The sequence below is a fragment of the Streptomyces sp. NPDC015242 genome, assembly GCF_043079125.1.
In the GTDB taxonomy this organism is placed as follows: Bacteria; Actinomycetota; Actinomycetes; order Streptomycetales; family Streptomycetaceae; genus Streptomyces.
Genome location: NZ_JBIBUF010000015.1, coordinates 1 through 14551 on the forward strand (window position 1 = coordinate 1; position 14551 = coordinate 14551).

At 71.1% G+C, this 14551-nt stretch carries 18 protein-coding genes; 14 read left to right on the top strand and 4 right to left on the bottom strand.

Going from position 1 to position 14551, the window contains the following annotated elements; translation table 11 throughout:
• The first annotated feature begins 195 nt into the window (after positions 1-195).
• The 12 genes from ACF07N_RS35320 (at position 196) to ACF07N_RS35375 (ending at position 10901) form a co-directional block, all read left to right on the top strand.
• Positions 196-567 carry a hypothetical protein gene (locus ACF07N_RS35320; protein WP_392120857.1) on the top strand — a complete coding sequence of 124 codons (372 nt, stop codon included), beginning with the start codon at positions 196-198 and terminating at the stop codon, positions 565-567.
• Between the two features lie 40 nt (positions 568-607).
• Positions 608-1219, top strand: coding sequence for a cell envelope biogenesis protein OmpA (locus ACF07N_RS35325; protein ID WP_392120858.1), 612 nt, complete (start codon positions 608-610; stop codon positions 1217-1219).
• Positions 1220-1247: 28 nt separating this feature from the next.
• Entirely contained in the window at positions 1248-2051 is an 804-nt protein-coding gene (locus ACF07N_RS35330; RefSeq protein WP_392120860.1) for a hypothetical protein, read from the top strand.
• A 44-nt stretch (positions 2052-2095) separates the two neighbouring features.
• On the top strand, positions 2096-2644 hold the full coding sequence (locus tag ACF07N_RS35335) for a single-stranded DNA-binding protein (protein ID WP_392120862.1): 549 nt from the start codon (positions 2096-2098) through the stop codon (positions 2642-2644).
• A 221-nt stretch (positions 2645-2865) separates the two neighbouring features.
• The gene (locus ACF07N_RS35340) at positions 2866-3711 is read left to right on the top strand and encodes a DNA-processing protein DprA (protein WP_392120864.1); all 846 of its coding nucleotides are present in this window, start codon (positions 2866-2868) and stop codon (positions 3709-3711) included.
• Between the two features lie 198 nt (positions 3712-3909).
• A complete protein-coding gene (locus ACF07N_RS35345) occupies positions 3910-4875 on the top strand; it encodes a DUF6884 domain-containing protein (protein WP_392120866.1) in 966 nt (321 codons plus the stop codon).
• 126 nt (positions 4876-5001) lie between these two features.
• A complete protein-coding gene (locus ACF07N_RS35350; RefSeq protein WP_392120868.1) occupies positions 5002-6222 on the top strand; it encodes a hypothetical protein in 1221 nt (406 codons plus the stop codon).
• 200 nt (positions 6223-6422) lie between these two features.
• Positions 6423-7319 (top strand): hypothetical protein, encoded by an 897-nt coding sequence (locus ACF07N_RS35355; RefSeq protein ID WP_392120870.1) that lies wholly within the window; start codon positions 6423-6425, stop codon positions 7317-7319.
• A 41-nt stretch (positions 7320-7360) separates the two neighbouring features.
• Positions 7361-8374: a phosphoadenosine phosphosulfate reductase gene (locus tag ACF07N_RS35360; RefSeq protein WP_392120871.1), complete on the top strand. Its 1014-nt coding sequence runs from the start codon at positions 7361-7363 to the stop codon at positions 8372-8374.
• Positions 8375-8414: 40 nt separating this feature from the next.
• On the top strand, positions 8415-8756 hold the full coding sequence (locus ACF07N_RS35365; protein ID WP_392120873.1) for a hypothetical protein: 342 nt from the start codon (positions 8415-8417) through the stop codon (positions 8754-8756).
• Positions 8757-8879: 123 nt separating this feature from the next.
• Positions 8880-9569 (top strand): hypothetical protein, encoded by a 690-nt coding sequence (locus ACF07N_RS35370; protein WP_392120875.1) that lies wholly within the window; start codon positions 8880-8882, stop codon positions 9567-9569.
• 492 nt (positions 9570-10061) lie between these two features.
• Entirely contained in the window at positions 10062-10901 is an 840-nt protein-coding gene (locus ACF07N_RS35375) for a replication-relaxation family protein (RefSeq protein WP_392120877.1), read from the top strand.
• Between the two features lie 120 nt (positions 10902-11021).
• Here the strand turns inward: ACF07N_RS35375 and ACF07N_RS35380 are convergent, their stop codons facing one another.
• From ACF07N_RS35380 to ACF07N_RS35390, 3 genes are all read right to left on the bottom strand, one after another.
• Positions 11022-11399 carry a toxin Doc gene (locus tag ACF07N_RS35380; protein ID WP_392120954.1) on the bottom strand — a complete coding sequence of 126 codons (378 nt, stop codon included), beginning with the start codon at positions 11397-11399 and terminating at the stop codon, positions 11022-11024.
• 2 nt (positions 11400-11401) lie between these two features.
• Positions 11402-11650 carry an antitoxin MazE7 gene (locus ACF07N_RS35385; protein WP_392120879.1) on the bottom strand — a complete coding sequence of 83 codons (249 nt, stop codon included), beginning with the start codon at positions 11648-11650 and terminating at the stop codon, positions 11402-11404.
• Positions 11651-11722: 72 nt separating this feature from the next.
• Positions 11723-12430, bottom strand: a complete 708-nt coding sequence (locus tag ACF07N_RS35390) for a hypothetical protein (RefSeq protein ID WP_392120881.1) — start codon at positions 12428-12430, stop codon at positions 11723-11725.
• Positions 12431-12486: 56 nt separating this feature from the next.
• Here ACF07N_RS35390 and ACF07N_RS35395 point away from each other — a divergent pair, with 56 nt between their 5' ends.
• Positions 12487-12843 (top strand): hypothetical protein, encoded by a 357-nt coding sequence (locus tag ACF07N_RS35395; RefSeq protein WP_392120883.1) that lies wholly within the window; start codon positions 12487-12489, stop codon positions 12841-12843.
• Here the strand turns inward: ACF07N_RS35395 and ACF07N_RS35400 are convergent.
• Positions 12833-13653 (bottom strand): IS5 family transposase gene (locus tag ACF07N_RS35400; protein WP_392120885.1). Its coding sequence is split into 2 segments (ribosomal slippage): positions 12833-13296 and positions 13296-13653, totalling 822 coding nucleotides; the frame shifts between segments, so codons are not numbered across the junction. The two genes, ACF07N_RS35395 and ACF07N_RS35400, sit on opposite strands and share 11 nt — an antisense overlap.
• A 71-nt stretch (positions 13654-13724) precedes the next feature.
• Here ACF07N_RS35400 and ACF07N_RS35405 point away from each other — a divergent pair.
• On the top strand, positions 13725-14516 hold the full coding sequence (locus ACF07N_RS35405; protein ID WP_392120887.1) for a hypothetical protein: 792 nt from the start codon (positions 13725-13727) through the stop codon (positions 14514-14516).
• Positions 14517-14551: the final 35 nt, after the last annotated feature.

Below are 14551 nucleotides of genomic sequence, written 5' to 3' on the forward strand. Positions count from 1 at the left end.
ACCCCCCCGGGCTTGTCACTTGTCGCCCACCGCTCCGGAAAGGGCCCTGGGCGGCCCGACCGGCACAGGGGCGGGATGGCCCGCGCGGTTCATCCGACTCCCGCCTCACCTCTGACTTCCGTCCCCGATGTCGAAAGCGACCCGTCCGCCATGCCCAACTCAGCTCCAGCACCTCAAGAGCAAGCGTGGACGCCGGTGCTGATCATCAGCGACCGTCCCGACGAGGACCCGCTCGGTCTGCTGCCCTGCGCGGTTCCGCTGCGGCGGCTGCCCTCACCGCTGTTCAGCGCTGAGGAGTACCAGCTCGCCCCGCTCGTGATCCTGGACGACCGCAGCTACAGCGCCTTCACCCTGCGCCACATGCCCCACCGCCCCGGACTGATCCTCGCCCTCGCCGACCCCGGCGACGACACCGCCCACCCACGGGCCGCGGCCATCGGCGCCGAAGCCGTCCTCCACACCGGGCAGGGCCTTGCCTGGCTGCACCTGCGCCTGCACGAGGCGACCGGCTGCCGCTACATCCGCTGGGAGGACCTCCTGACCGACCCTCCCACGCCCGGCACCTGACGCCCCGTGGCCCGCTCCTCGATCCGATGGGAGAAGACAGATGCACGCCATACCGCAGCGCTGTGCGCGCCGGCCGCTGGCGGGCGGGCTGGTCGTGCCGTGGGTGTCCCTGATCCACGGCGGGCACGCCGTCTTCGGCAGCCTGGACGCCGACCGGGCCCGCACCGCCTTCCTGCGGCGTCTGTGCCAGATCTGCGGCCAGCCGCTCGACGAGCGGTGCTACCTGGTCGTCCGCCCGGCCGACACCGTCCGAGGGCATGCGCCGGAACCGGCGCTGCACCCCGAGTGCCTGCCCTACACGGCCGCGCACTGCCCCATGCTCAACGGCACCGCCACCCACTACCGGCGCACCTCCGTCCTGGCCACCCACCCCGCCGGGCGCCCCTGCACCGACCCGTCCTGCCCGTGCCCGGCCCGCACCCCCGACGACGGCCACACCGCCCGCAGCGGCCACCCGGCCGACCGCTACGAGGCCTGGATGATCCACACCTCCAGCTACCGCATCGTCTGCGCGCCCGACCGGCCCGATGCGCCCATCGGCATCAGCGTCGACGTGCCCGTCCTGCGCCGGCGTCTGCTGCGCACCGCCACCCTCACCCCCCACCAGCAGCACCTGATGGACCAGTTCAACGCCCTGTGGAACGAGTCCTGACCACCCCGCCCCATGAAAGGAGACTCCCGTGCGGATCACACCGGACGCGGCCACGCCCGAGGGCGCGGCCATCATCGAGCTGGCCGAGCTCATGGACAGCCTCCAGCTGCGCACCGGCGAATGGCCGGGCGCGGACACCGCCGACATCCTCAGCGAGTGGTTCAGCCACTTCAACTTCGCGACCTCCAAGGACGTCGCGGTACAGGTGAACGGCCGGGCGTGGGTGCTGCGCCAGTGGGACCGGCACGGCGACGACATCACGCTGTGGGCCGACCACGCCTCCGCCCTGGCCTCCCTCGCGCAGCACGTGCGCGGCTGCTGGGACAACGTCAGCGACCAGGACGGTGTCCCCTACCGCCCTCCGGCCGACGACCAGACGGCGGTGGACCTCTACTACGGCAACGACCGGCACCGCGGCGACGAGGGCTACACCCTCTACACCGACGACATCTCCCGCCACATCAGCACACCCTCCCCGCTCAACCTCACCGACCCCGACGCCTGCGCCGAAGCCAACAGCGCGGCCGTCTTCCACCCCATGGCCGGCCCCGACGACGAAGGCCTGCCCTGCATCGAACTCGCCGGGATCCTCGTCTTCGCCTACCTCGACCCCGACATGCGCGCCGTCCGCATCTCCGTACACCTGGACACCACCCACGAGCAACTGGTCCGGCCCGACGGCACCGTCCCGCTCCAGGTGGAAGTCGAGGACGCCACCGTCTTCAGCACCCTCGGAGCACGGTCGGTCCCGGCCCGCATCCCTGCCTGGAAGGCCCGCCTTCGACGGCTCGCCAACCGCACGGCCATCACGATGCAGCGCAAGGGGGGTTGACCCCACACTGACTCGCACTATTATTTGACTTAGGAGGTGTTCGCATGGCCCCGTCCGTCACCCACGTGTCCGGCACCGTGACCGGCAGCGTGGAAGTCCGATTCACCGACTCCGGTGTCGCCGTCTGCCGCTTCCGCCTCACCCAGACCACCACCCAGTGGGACGCCGCCGCCCAGCAGTGGCGCGACGGGGCCCCCATCCGCTACGTGTGCACCGCCTGGCGGGACCTGGCCCGTAACGCCACCGAGTCCCTCGTCGACGGCGTGCGCGTGCTGGTCACCGGGCGCGTCACCGAGATCCGGGACAACGCCGTCTACCTGAGCGTCGACGACCTCGGCATCAGCCTGCGCCAGCGCATCGCCTACACCGAAACCAGCCTGCCCAGCCCGGCCGCCGCCGCCCCCATCTCCCCCACCGCGCCGGTCGCTTCGGTCGCTGCCCCGGCGGCGCAGCCCGCCGCAGCCGGTGCCCGTGGCCCCGCCGGTCAGACGGGAGGTCCGCCCGCCTGGTGGGAGCAGCGTCGGGCCACCGGATGGCACCGCACCACCGCCCGTACCCCGGCCGACGCCCTCTCCCCGAACGCCGGTCGCTGACAGCCCGCTCCTCGCCGCGCCATCCGGTGCGGAACCGGTTCGCCTGCCGGGACCGCACCGCCACTCCTCCCCCTTTTTGCCCGCACCACCTCGCGGGGCGCCGGTTCGCCTGCCAGCGCCCCGCTGCCCCCCGCCCCTGCCCCTGCCCCTGCCCCTGCCCCCCTGCCATGCCCTACTGCGCCGCTCCACCGCTGGCGCCGCCTTCCCTCCGGAGAACCGTCATGCCTGCTGCCCGCACTCCGTCCGAGCGGTCCGCGCTCGCCGCGCTCGCCGCCCACTTCGCCCCCGAGGAGGTTGCCGAGGACCTCGCCGCGCACAGCGCCGCCGACGTGTGGCAGCAGCGCGTGCAGGCAGACGCCAGCGGGCGCCTGGCGCGGTACCGGCCCGAGGAGGAACTCAACAGGTTCCTGCTGTACTGCCAGTTCATCATCCGCTCCGACGAGGGCTGGCCCACCGCCCTCACCGTGCTGGGCGAACGCCAGCCGCTGGGGCTGTGGGTGCTGGGCCGTGAGCACCTGCCCGAGCTGACCGCCAGCACGGTGGCCGTCACCGGCAACCGCAACGCCACCGCCCACGCCCTGACTGCCACCCAGGACTACGCCCACGCCATCGCCGAAGCCGGACACACCGTCACCGCCACCCTCGCCTTCGGTGTGGACGCCGCCGCCCACCAGGCGGCCGCGCTCACCGGGCGGGCCACCTTGGCCGTCCTGCCCCGCGGCCTGGACCGCGCCCACCCCTACGCCCACGCCGCCCTGATGAAACGCATCCCCACCGGCGGCGGCGCCGTGATCAGCCTTTACCCGCCCGGCACCCCCGCCAGCGGCGCCACCCACCAAGCCAGCGCCCGCCTCCTGGCCGCCCTGTCCAAGGCCGTGGTCCTGATCGAGGCCCTGGACCACAGCCACACCCTGCGCACCGCCCAGGCCGCACTCGACCTGCACCGTCCGCTGCTCACCGCCCCGCCCGCCGAAGACGACATCCGCGCCGGCGGCACCGCACGCCTGATCGCCGAACAGCGCGCGGTGCTCTGCCCGCACCCCGCCCAAGCGCTCGCCCTGCTCTGACACCTCCGGCCGCACCGCGCCCCAGCCCCACGCAGCGCCCAAGAGGCTTCCCCACGCCTCAGCCCGCCGGACCGCCGCAACTCCGTCGGCACTGGTCCGCGGGACGCCCGTCACGCCCCAAGGACGCTGCCGCATCTCTCCACCCCCTCACCACTGCACCCTGCTCACTGCCCGGGCCGGGCAGGAAGGAAGTCACCCATGTCCCAGCTCACCCCGCAGGGCGCACGCGCCCTGGACCAGAACGACAACGGCGTCGTCTCCGGCCACCCCGCCACAATGGCCAAACTGGTGGCAGACGGCATGGTCGCACCCCACACGGGCGACGGCGGCACCCACCGGATGACCGAGCAGGGGCAGGCTGCGCTCGAGGAGTGGCGGCAGCAGCACGGCCGCACGCCGGACACCCCATCCGCCGAGCCGATCCTGCCGAAGCTCCCCGGGGTGCAGCACGAGGCGGTCGTGACGGCTGCCGGGCGTCCCGACCAGCGCGTGCCCGGCCGCGACGACCACGACGTGTACTGGGCCGGCCAGAAGTGGTTCCGCGCACCCACGCTGCGCGCCGTCCGGGCCGCCGGGTACGCCACCAAGTTCGGCCGATGCAGCTCGCTGTACCTCACACCGGCCGGCCGGATGTACGCCCGCCAGCGCGGCGGCATCGACGTGCAGCGGCGACGGCTCGTCATCATCGCGTGCGGGAACGGGAAGAAGCCGCACCCGGGCTTCAACGACTACGGCAACGTCAACGCCGGCTACCCCGCGGGGGAGCTGTACACCGGCCTGTACCACCGGTCGCTGCGCCTGGCGGCCGACGCCCTCACCGACCCCTCGCTGATCCGGATCATGTCCGCACTGCACGGCTTGGTCGATCTCAAGCGTCCGCTGCTGCCGTACGACGTGACGATCGGCGACGAGCGGGCCGTCACCCCCGAGCGGATCGCCGACCACGCCGCGGGACTCGGCACCCACGACGCCGACGTGATCTTCCTCGGCGGTCAGGACTACGCCGCACTCCTGCGCCCCGCCATCCCTCACCTGCACACGCCCCTGTCCGGCGGCATGGGTGAGCACCGCGGCCTGTGCAAGCAGACCCGCGAGGATCCTGCGCTGCGCGAGGCGTGGTGGGCGGCGGCCGCCGCACTGCACGAGAGGCACGCCGCAAGGTGACCACCGCCCGTCCCCGCCCGGTTATCCGCCGTGGCCCGCCGACGACCAGGTCCTCATCATCCCCGCCCACCGCCTGCCCGAGCCCACCGCCTGCCCGAGCGCACCGCGAAGGAGTGAACAACCGCCATGCCCGCCGCCGTCCACACGCCGCCGCTGCCCGGCCTGAGCCGGGACGAGGAGGTGGACACCGTCATCAACTGGGGCCTGGGCGCCGACTCCACCGCCTACCTCGCCCGCATGCTCACCGACCCCGCCGCGCACGGCATCGACCTGGAGCGCACCGTGGTGCTGTACATGGCCACCGGCAGCGAATGGCCCGAGACCCGGCTGCTGGTCGAGGAGTTCATGCTGCCGCTGCTGCGCGAGCACCGCGTGCGCTTCGTGCAGCTGTCCCGCTCCGGGCAGCTGAAGGCGGCCGGCATCACGGTCCTGGACGACTCCCGACATCCTCAGCGGCTCTTCACCCGCGGGCCCTGGACGCTGTGGGACGAACTGGAGTCCGTCGGCACCGTCCCCCAGCAGGCCGGCACCCGCAAGTGCAGCCTGCGCGCCAAGGGCGAAGTCGGGGACCGCTGGCTCGTGCCGGTGATGGGCGGGCGCCCGTTCCGGCAGATCATGGGCTTCAACGCCGACGAGCCCGGGCGCTGCTTCGGGGACGCGGCCGCCTCGAAGATCCCCGGGCGCACCGGGGTCTACCCGCTCCGCGACTGGGGCTGGCACCGCCGGCAGTGCGAGGACTACCTGCTGGAGCGGTTCGGCGTGCACTGGCCAAAGTCGTACTGCACCTTCTGCTGCTTCCCCGTCTCCATGGGCTCGCTGCCCGCCCACCTCGAGCGCATGCGCGCCCACCCCGACATCGCCGGTGAGGTGCTGCGCCTGGAGTACACGGCGATGAGCCTGAACCCCAACGCCAAGCTGTACGGCAAGCGCAGCCTGCTCGAACTCCTCGATGCCGACCGGCCCGAGGACCGCGCCTGCCTGGAGGCCTTCGAGCGCGAGCTCGACATGCCCTGGGCGCTCTACCACGTGCGCCGCCTGTTCCTGCTGTCCGAGACCGGCAAGCGCCGCCCGGTCATGCGCTCCACCGAACGCATCGACCTCGGCCGCCCGCAGCGACTGGCCCAGCGGCTCATCAGCGTCTCCGAGCGGCACGGCATCGACGTCGAACGCGACCCGCTCTACGGACGCGCCCGCGCCTGGCTCCGCCCCCGCCGCGAGAACTGGCCCATGGCGGAGGAACTGCTCGTCACCGCCCCCGCCCGCGTGATCGACAAGCAAGACGACGCCTTCGAACGCGAATGGCACGCCCTGCTCTCCGGCACCCCCACCCCGCTCCCCCTCAACTGAACTTCCCGGCCGCCCGCCCGGCCGCCCGGCCCGACGAGGACCGCACCGTTCCTAGCCGCACCCCCTCCCTCTCTGCCCGGAGATGACGCATGACGACCTTCCCGCGCCTTGCCGGCGCAACGACGACCACGTCCGCAGCCACCGTTCGCCTCTGCCCGCGCGCTGCAGGCGCACGTAGCCGCGGACCGGAGGGAGCGGTGATGGCCGCGGTCCAGCAGGCGCTGCCGTTCGACGGCCTCCCGGAGGTGCCGACCTCGTCGCCCTGGTGCCAGCGGTGGCGTGAGCGCACGCACTCCTGGCGGCACGTCAGCGAAGGCGGGTTCGACGCTCGCCACTACGAGGTGGAGCAGATCAGCGAGAAGGACGCCGAAGCGTTCGTCCGCACGCATCACTACTCCGCCTCCTACCCGGCAGCCGTGCGCAGGTTCGGCCTGTACGACGTCTCGGCCGGTGAGCGGCGGCTGAGCGGCGTGGCGGTGTTCGGCGTACCGGTGAACCAGGCCGTGCTCACCAAGGCACTGCCGGACCTGGCCCCCGTCACGGAAGCGCTCGAATGCTCGCGGTTCGTGCTCCTGGACGAGTGCCCGGGCAACTCCGAAAGCTGGTTCCTGGCCCGCTGCCACACCGAGCTGCTCGCCGCGGGTGTGCGCGGAGTGGTGTCCTTCGCCGACCCCGTCCCCCGGCGCACCGCCTCCGGCCGTCTGATCATGCCGGGACATTGCGGCCGGATCTACCAGGCCACGAACGGGATCTACGCCGGCAGGGCGACCGCGCGGACCCTGAAGGTCCTGCCCGACGGCACGGTGCTCAACGACCGGTCCGCGCAGAAGGTCCGCCGCCAGGAGCAAGGTCACCAGTACGTCGAGTCCCGGCTGATCGCGTTGGGCGCCCCCGTCCCGCGAGCCGGGTGCGATCCCGCGGTGTGGCTGCGAGAGGCCCTGGAGGCGGTCGGCGCCCGTGCCCTTCGCCACCGCGGCTGTCACAGGTACGTCTTCCCGCTCGGCCACAACCGGCGACAACGCGCCCGCATCAAGATCGGCTTCGATGCGCGACCGGCCTACCCGCGCCGTCCCGACCCCGAGCCGGCCGCCCGGTGACAGCCACCCACCCCCTCCCCCGGACCCTGCCTGGAGCAGTCATGCCCGCCTTGCCCACCGTCTGCCCCTCCCCCAGCCCCGACCTGGCCGCCTACGACCTGCTCGCACCGCAGCTGTCCGGCGGCAAGGACAGCAGCGTCATGCTGTGGTCCTTCATGCAGGACGCCGCGGCGGCCGGGGTCACCGACCGGGTGATCACCTACCACGCCACGCTCGGGCCGCTGGAGTGGCCGGCCGTGCACATCGACGGCACGCGCTACCCGTCGATGTCCGAGCTCGCCGCCGCCCAGAGCGCGGCCTGCGGGATCCCGCCCGAACGGCATGTGGAAGTCGCACGGCCCGCGTTCCTACTCACCGAGATCGCCGCCTACGGCCGCTTCCCCCGCATGGGCAGCCCCTACTGCCGCAAGTACGCCAAGGAGTCGATCATCTCCAGCGCCTGGACACCCCTCGTGCGGCGACTGCGCCGCGAGCTCGGCCGCCCCGTACGCATCCTCAAGGTCATGGGCCTGCGCGCCGACGAAAGCCGCGACCGGGCCGGCCATCCCGCCTACCGCAACGTCCTCACCAACAGCGCCCGCATCGTCGACGAATGGCTGCCGGTCAAGGACTGGCCCACCGCCGCCGTCCTCGAATGGCACCAGGACGCGCCCGTGCCCCACCACTGGACCTACGACTCCCACCCGGGCGCGGACGACTGGCGGGGGACCAGCCGGTGTTCGTGCTCGCTGTGCGTGTTCGCCTCCAAGCGGGACCTGCTGCTGGCCATCGCCCGCCGGCCCCGGCTCGCCGCCCTGTATGCCGAAGTCGAATCCACCCGCGGCGACAGCTTCCGCCCCGACTGGCGCATCACCGACCTGATCGAAGCCAGCCGCAGGCCCGGCGCTCCCGACCCCGGCATCGTCCTGCCCGACGACGGCGCCGACATGGACCTGCTCGAGCAGCAAGTGCGCCATGCCCTGCAGAAGCCGCCCCGCAAGGCCGTCAACTTGGCGGCCCGCCCGCCCTCCGGCCCCACCTGCGACGGCTGCAACGCAGGCATTACCGCCCCCTGACTGTCCCTCCCCGTTCCTCCAGAGAGGCATACTGACCATGATGACGACCAGCACCCAGCGCCTGTTGGAACTGTCCGCAGCCGCACCGGCCGCCGACGGCGAGGACCTCCTGAACCTGCTGCGCGAAGGCAACGTGCTCTACCACCAAGGCCTGCAGGAGACCCACCAGGCGACCGCGACCCGCCTGCAGGGACTGTCCACCGCCAACCTCGCATCCGCAGCCGAAGCAGCCAACGTCCCCTACGACGCCTCACGGGACCGGGAAGAGATGGTGCTCCTCCTCGCCCTGGCCGAATGGGACATGACCCCCGCGGCACTCGCCTACTCCGCCATGGTGGAAGACGCCGCCCACCGAGGGATCAGCCTCCTCCCCGAGGAGTGAGCACCGGCATCCCTGGTGTCCGGAAAACGGGCGTCGAGCTGGACACCCGAATGAAACTTGGGCCATTATGCGTGTTGCGGGTCGGGGAGGCCGACTCGCGACACACGAGGGGACGTCCACACTATGGCCCGCTCCGCACGGCGTGTCGTCGAGGCCGCGGACATCGCCGCGAAGTACGGACTCACCCCGGCGCGCATCAGCTCGCTGTACCTCGATCGGGAGACCACCGGGTTCCCGGATGTCGTCGGCCACCGTGGCCGCGCTCGGCAGTGGGACGAGGTGGACGTGGACAAGTGGTTCACTCAACGCAAAGCGTCTCGCCTGCAGGAGCACAAGCCCCCGAAGCTCGACCCGGACCAGCTGCTCACCAGCGCTGAGGCCTCGAAGTTCCTCGGTTACAAGAACACTCAGCAGGTCAACCACTACCTGCGCGATCACCCCGGCTACTTCCCCGAACCCGACGTCGTTGAGGAACTCGGCACCGCGGAGAGGCCCTACCAGCGACGCAGGTGGCGCGTGCAGACCCTGCTGGACTGGAAGGCCACCCGCCCTGGCGTCGGCAGACGCAAAGTGACCGGGCGTCCGACGCGGCCGCTGCCGGATGTCCCCGTCGACGGAGATCCCGACGAGTTGCTGGGAGCAACCCAAGCCGCTGCCCTGCTCGGCTTCAAGAGCATCGCCTCTTTCAGCAGCAGCCTCGCCCAGGGCAACCTGCCGCTGCTGAAGACAGCGGATGCGCTCACCGAAAGTGGCGGAAAGCGCCGGTGGACCCGCCGGCGCATCCTCGAGCAGAAGGCTGCGCGCAACAGGTAACACCCGGTGGTGGCCACGAGGCCACCGCCCCAACGGACGCGGTACCCGGCTATGGGTTGTTGATCCCTGCGGGCCGGATGCCGCAGGCGATGGCCGGCATGGCGTAGCTCGCCACTACGCCCCGCAGCAGCCCATGCTGCTGCGGACCGGCCATCGTCCACGTTTCAAAGCCTTCAAAATCATCCTGTGATCGAGGGCGCAGCCCCTGCGATGCGATCCTCGCGATGCTCCATGCGCACCCGAAACTCGGGGACCGGCCACGGCGCCGAGCAGCAGGATGTCTCTCAGTCGTGACTCTGGTCGGGCCTTGGTGGTCGGTGGTCTGGTCATGGTGCCTGGGTTTTCTGATCGGTACCTGATGCCGTCGGTTGAACGGCCCGTGTTTGGTTGGGTCCACATGGCGCGTGCCGAGAAGGAAGCCGCATGTCCTGCTCCCCTGCAGCAACACACGATCCCCATCCGTCTCCCAGCGAGACCTTGAGCCACCAGCTCATGACAGCTCTCGCCCAGCACCGCATCGCCACCACCGGCCAACTGCGCCGGATGCTGCGCCCGGACGGCACACGGCAGCTGATCTCCCGCGCTCTGAACAAGCTGCGCGCCGACGGCCTCGTCGACTACACGGTGCTTCCGGGCTCCGACCGCTCCCGTACCCGAGCCTGGTACCTCACCCCCGACGGGGCGCGCCTGACCCGGGACCTGCCCGTCCTGCGAGGCCGGCCGCCGTACCCCATCACCTCCACGACCGCGGCCTCGCTGAAGACGGCGCACACCCTGACCGTGGTGCGCGCCCATCTGGCGTTCGCGGCTGATGCCCGTCGGCTCGGGCACGAGCACGGCCCCTGGGACTGGACACCGGAGGTGTCGCACGCCATCGGTGAAGGCGAGCGGGTGGTGGCCGACGCCGTCCTGTACTACACGGCCGTCGAGGGCGAGCAGCGGCGTAAGCTGCGCGCGTTCGTGGAGGTCGACCGCGCCACCATGAGCGGTGAGCGTCTGGCGGTGAAGCTGATCGAGTACGCGCGGCTGCATCAGTACGAGGCCCAGCCGGTCGGCCGGCGTAGGAACGCCGCCGCGGAGCCCGGCTGGATGCGCTGGTACCCGGTTTTTCCCCGGCTGCTGTTCGTTCTGACCGGCGCTACGCGGACCAGGCTGGAGGGCAGGATCAGCGACCTGCAGGCGATGGCCGCGCAGCACCCGCTGGTCGCCGCGCTCGCCCGCCAGGTGCCACTCGGGGCGGCCGTGCTCGAGGACCTCGAACAGCACGGCCCCGCCGCGGATGTGTGGACGCCGCTGGCCGACGGCGAACCCCGCCCCTGGACAGATCTGTGACGATCTCGCTTGGCTGGCGCAGCCAGTGTGGCAGGTTCACCTCGGCGCCCCGGGCATTGCCCGGGGCGCCGAGGTGTTCGCCGCGTCAGCCGCTGGTCCCGAGGTGCGGGTGCTCCGGGGTTACGGCGCGGTCAGTGAGCGCAGCCGGTCGGCGATGTCGTAGACGGTCAGGCGCAGGGCGCGGATGTCGGTGATCAGGTCGCGCCACGGGGTGTAGGAGTCGTCGATGGTTTCGCCGGAGGCTCGGATGTAGGCGATGGCGACGCCGTAGGCGAAGTACTCGTTGCGTGCCGGCAGCGGCCGCAGGAGGACGATCTGCTCCAGGAGGGCGGCCGCGCGCCAGAAGGCGTCCGGCGCGCCGACCTCGATGCTCGGGGTGTTGACGCGGTGGCGGGCGACGGCGGCGACGAGGCCTGAGTAGTCGCGCACGGTGAGCTGTTTGCCGAGCAGGTCCTCCTGCCGGTCTAGGAGCCAGCGGATGTCGATGTGCAGGTCCAAGATCAAGCCGCCCGGCGTGCGCTGTCGACGCCCTCGGGCAGCCCTCCGAAGTCACGGTCGAAAGCCTCGGCGATGCCTGGCCGGGCGACCACCTCGCGGAACGCCGCGGTGGCATCGGCCAGGCGCAGCTGGTTCTCCTCCTGGACCGCGAGGTCCGCCAGGAGCGCCCGCACGCTGGTGCCCCGAGCGGCCGCAATGTTGGCCAGCCGGTCCCTGGTCTCCGTGTCGATCTTCACCGTCGTATCTGCCATGCCACCGAGTATGCACCCACGACTACCTTCACGAATACTCTTCGCGGCATCGTGCTGGGGGTGAAGACGGCATCAGTCCCGCTCTGCAACGCTGGCGCGCATCAAGCTCGCGCTGCCGGCCGACGCCGTGGCGCAGGTGGTGCAGCGGCCGTCGCCATCGGGGTGGGCGCGCCGGGGCGTGGGGCCGGGGCAGGTGCGGCAGGGCGGCCAGCCCAGGCAGGCCGGGCACAGGTCCTCGCCGGGTGCCGTCCCGGGCACGCCGCAGCCGGCGCATTCCACGAGCGCCCGGTAGGTCAGGGCCTCTGTCACTGTGCGGGCGGCGGCCGCGGCCGAGGAGCGCTCCGCCGCGTGCTTCTCGTGGGCCGGGTCGGGCGGCTGGGATGGGGTGTGGTGACCGGTCGCGGTGGCGGGCGGCGGGTAGGCCTGGGCGGCGCGCAGGCGGGCGGCGATGATCGCGCCGACCGAGGTCCGCACCGGTGTGGGCAGGGGCCGGCCGGCGATGACGTGCCGCAGTTGCTCGGTGCTCCAGCCTGCTTCCAGCATCACGGTGATCACGCGTCCTTGATCGGTCAGTGCCTTGCCCGTCAGCAGCAACTCCGGGCGGCTTCCTCCGATCTCCAGCAGGAGCCGGATCCCCGGATGCAGCTCATCGGCAGGCGGAGCCGGGGCGGGAGCGGCCGGCGGATGCGGCTGGTCCGGGCCCGCGACCTTGCGCGGTGCGTCGCCGTGGGCGCACGGACGGAAGGGGCTGGTGTTCTGCTTCTCAGTCTTCTTACTCATGGTGTTCTTAGACGTCGTTTCTTATGGCTGTCAGAGCGGCGTGAGAGTCTCCTGGCATGAGCTACGACCTGGCTGTCTGGGAAGGCGAGAGGCCGGCGGACGACAAGACTGCCGGCCGAGTCTTTAACGAGCTGTACGACCGCTACATCGACGGCGGGGTGGAAGAGCCTCCATCCGAACGCATAGCGGCCTATGTGGCTGCGCTGCTTGAACGGTGGTGCGACATCACCGAGGACGACGAGGACACCTCGCCCTGGTCGACCGGCCCGTTGATCAGCGAAGCCAGCGGCCCGCTGATCTACTTCCCCATGCGCTGGAGCATGGCCGAGGAGGCATCGGCCTACGCAGCAACCGTGGCGGATTCCATGGGACTGGTCTGCTTCGACGTGCAGCAGAACCGGCTCAGGCCCTGAGCGGGCCCACCACTCGGCGATAGCCGATCAGGGTCGCGGCTATGCCGACGAAGGCAAGGAAGTGTTCGGCCTTGCGTTCGTAGCGACGGTGGAGCCTTCGGCAGCCGGCCAGCCAGGACACGGTTCGCTCGACCACCCAGCGATGCCGGCCCAGCCGCTGCGAGGACTCGACGCCCTTGCGGGCGATGCGGTGGCGGATGCCCCGCCGACGGAGCCATCGACGCAGATGGTCGTAGTCGTAGCCCTTGTCCGCATGCAGCTTTGCCGGCCGTCGGCGCCGAGGGCCGCGGCGGGACCGGACGGGCGGGATGCCGCGCACGAGCGGTTCCAAGGCCAGGCTGTCGTGCATGTTCGCACCGGAAATGCCCAGGGACAGCGGCAGTCCGTTCCGGTCGCAGATCAGGTGGATCTTCGATCCCAGCTTGCCGCGGTCGGTCGGATTCGGTCCCGTCAGCGGCCCCCTTTTGCGGCCCGCAGACTGACCGAGTCGATCGCACACCGCAACCAGTCCAGCTCGCCCCGTGCCCCGAGTTCGTCGAGGATCACGCGGTAGAGCCTGGCCCAGACCCGGTCCCGGCTCCACTGGGCGAACCGGCGGTAGACCGTGGGCCATGCGGGACCGAACACCGGCGGCAACTGCCGCCATGTGCAGCCCGACGTCGCAACGAAGATGATCGCCGCCAAGGCTTCACGGTCACCCGCTCGGCGTCGGCCACCGCCCTGCGGACGTTCCACCACCGTTGGCGGCACCACCCGTCGGAACAGCACCCACAGCTCGTCTGGCACAAGCCGCTCAACCAGGTCCGTCATGCACGGTTCAACGAACGATCACGCCATAAGAAACGACGTCTAAGGGCTGTCCCGCAATGACTCGGGAGCTCGTGGCCCTGTTCTTCTGCAGGTTGGCAGCGTGGCTGTGGGAACAGTTGAATGCCCTCGTGACGGACTGGACGCAGGTGGTCGATGCTCACGGGGCGGTTGGGCGAGTGCCACTGCTCCTGGATCAGGTGGAGCGAGAGGAAGCAGCGGAGGCATGGGACGAGCTGTGGGACCGTCTCTGCCTCCACGGTGAGACGGTCTCCGCGGCGAGCTTCGCTGCTCTCCCGCGCTTGGCAGCTCTCGCTCCCGCGTGTGTCCAGGCACTCGAATTGGCCAGTGCCATCGTGCGTGGCACATTGCGGCACCCCGACGGTGAAGCTCTGCTCGCGGGTTGTCCGAACGAGGTCACTCGGTTGCGGGAACTCGTGGACCAGAGGCTTCTGACGCGTCCGGCCGACTACAACCGGCTCTTCGGTGACCTGCTTGCCCTTGCAGGGCAGTACCACTGGAGCGCCTCCTTGGGAGACTTCGCCGACGACTTCTATGCCGTGTCCTGCCCCGGCTGCGAAGCGGAGGTGACCATCGCCGTCGGCGACTACGGCTGCTACGCGGCCATTCGAGACTGGGATCAGGGCGACATCGAGCAGCGGTCACTGCTGCCCGCCCCGGCCGAGGAGCTTCGCGACCCGGGCCGATGGATGCACGCCACAGCCGGCCGGGACGGGCAACAGCGGCTCGCCGAGGGGATCAGATACGTCTTTGGCCGGGCAGAGTGTCCGGCTTGCGCCAGTGTGTTTAACATTGCGGAAGCGCACACGGCCGCGAGCCTTCCTCCAGCCCTTGAAACGTACTGAACAGGGAGAGGCACCCCGGCCACTTGCGATGATCT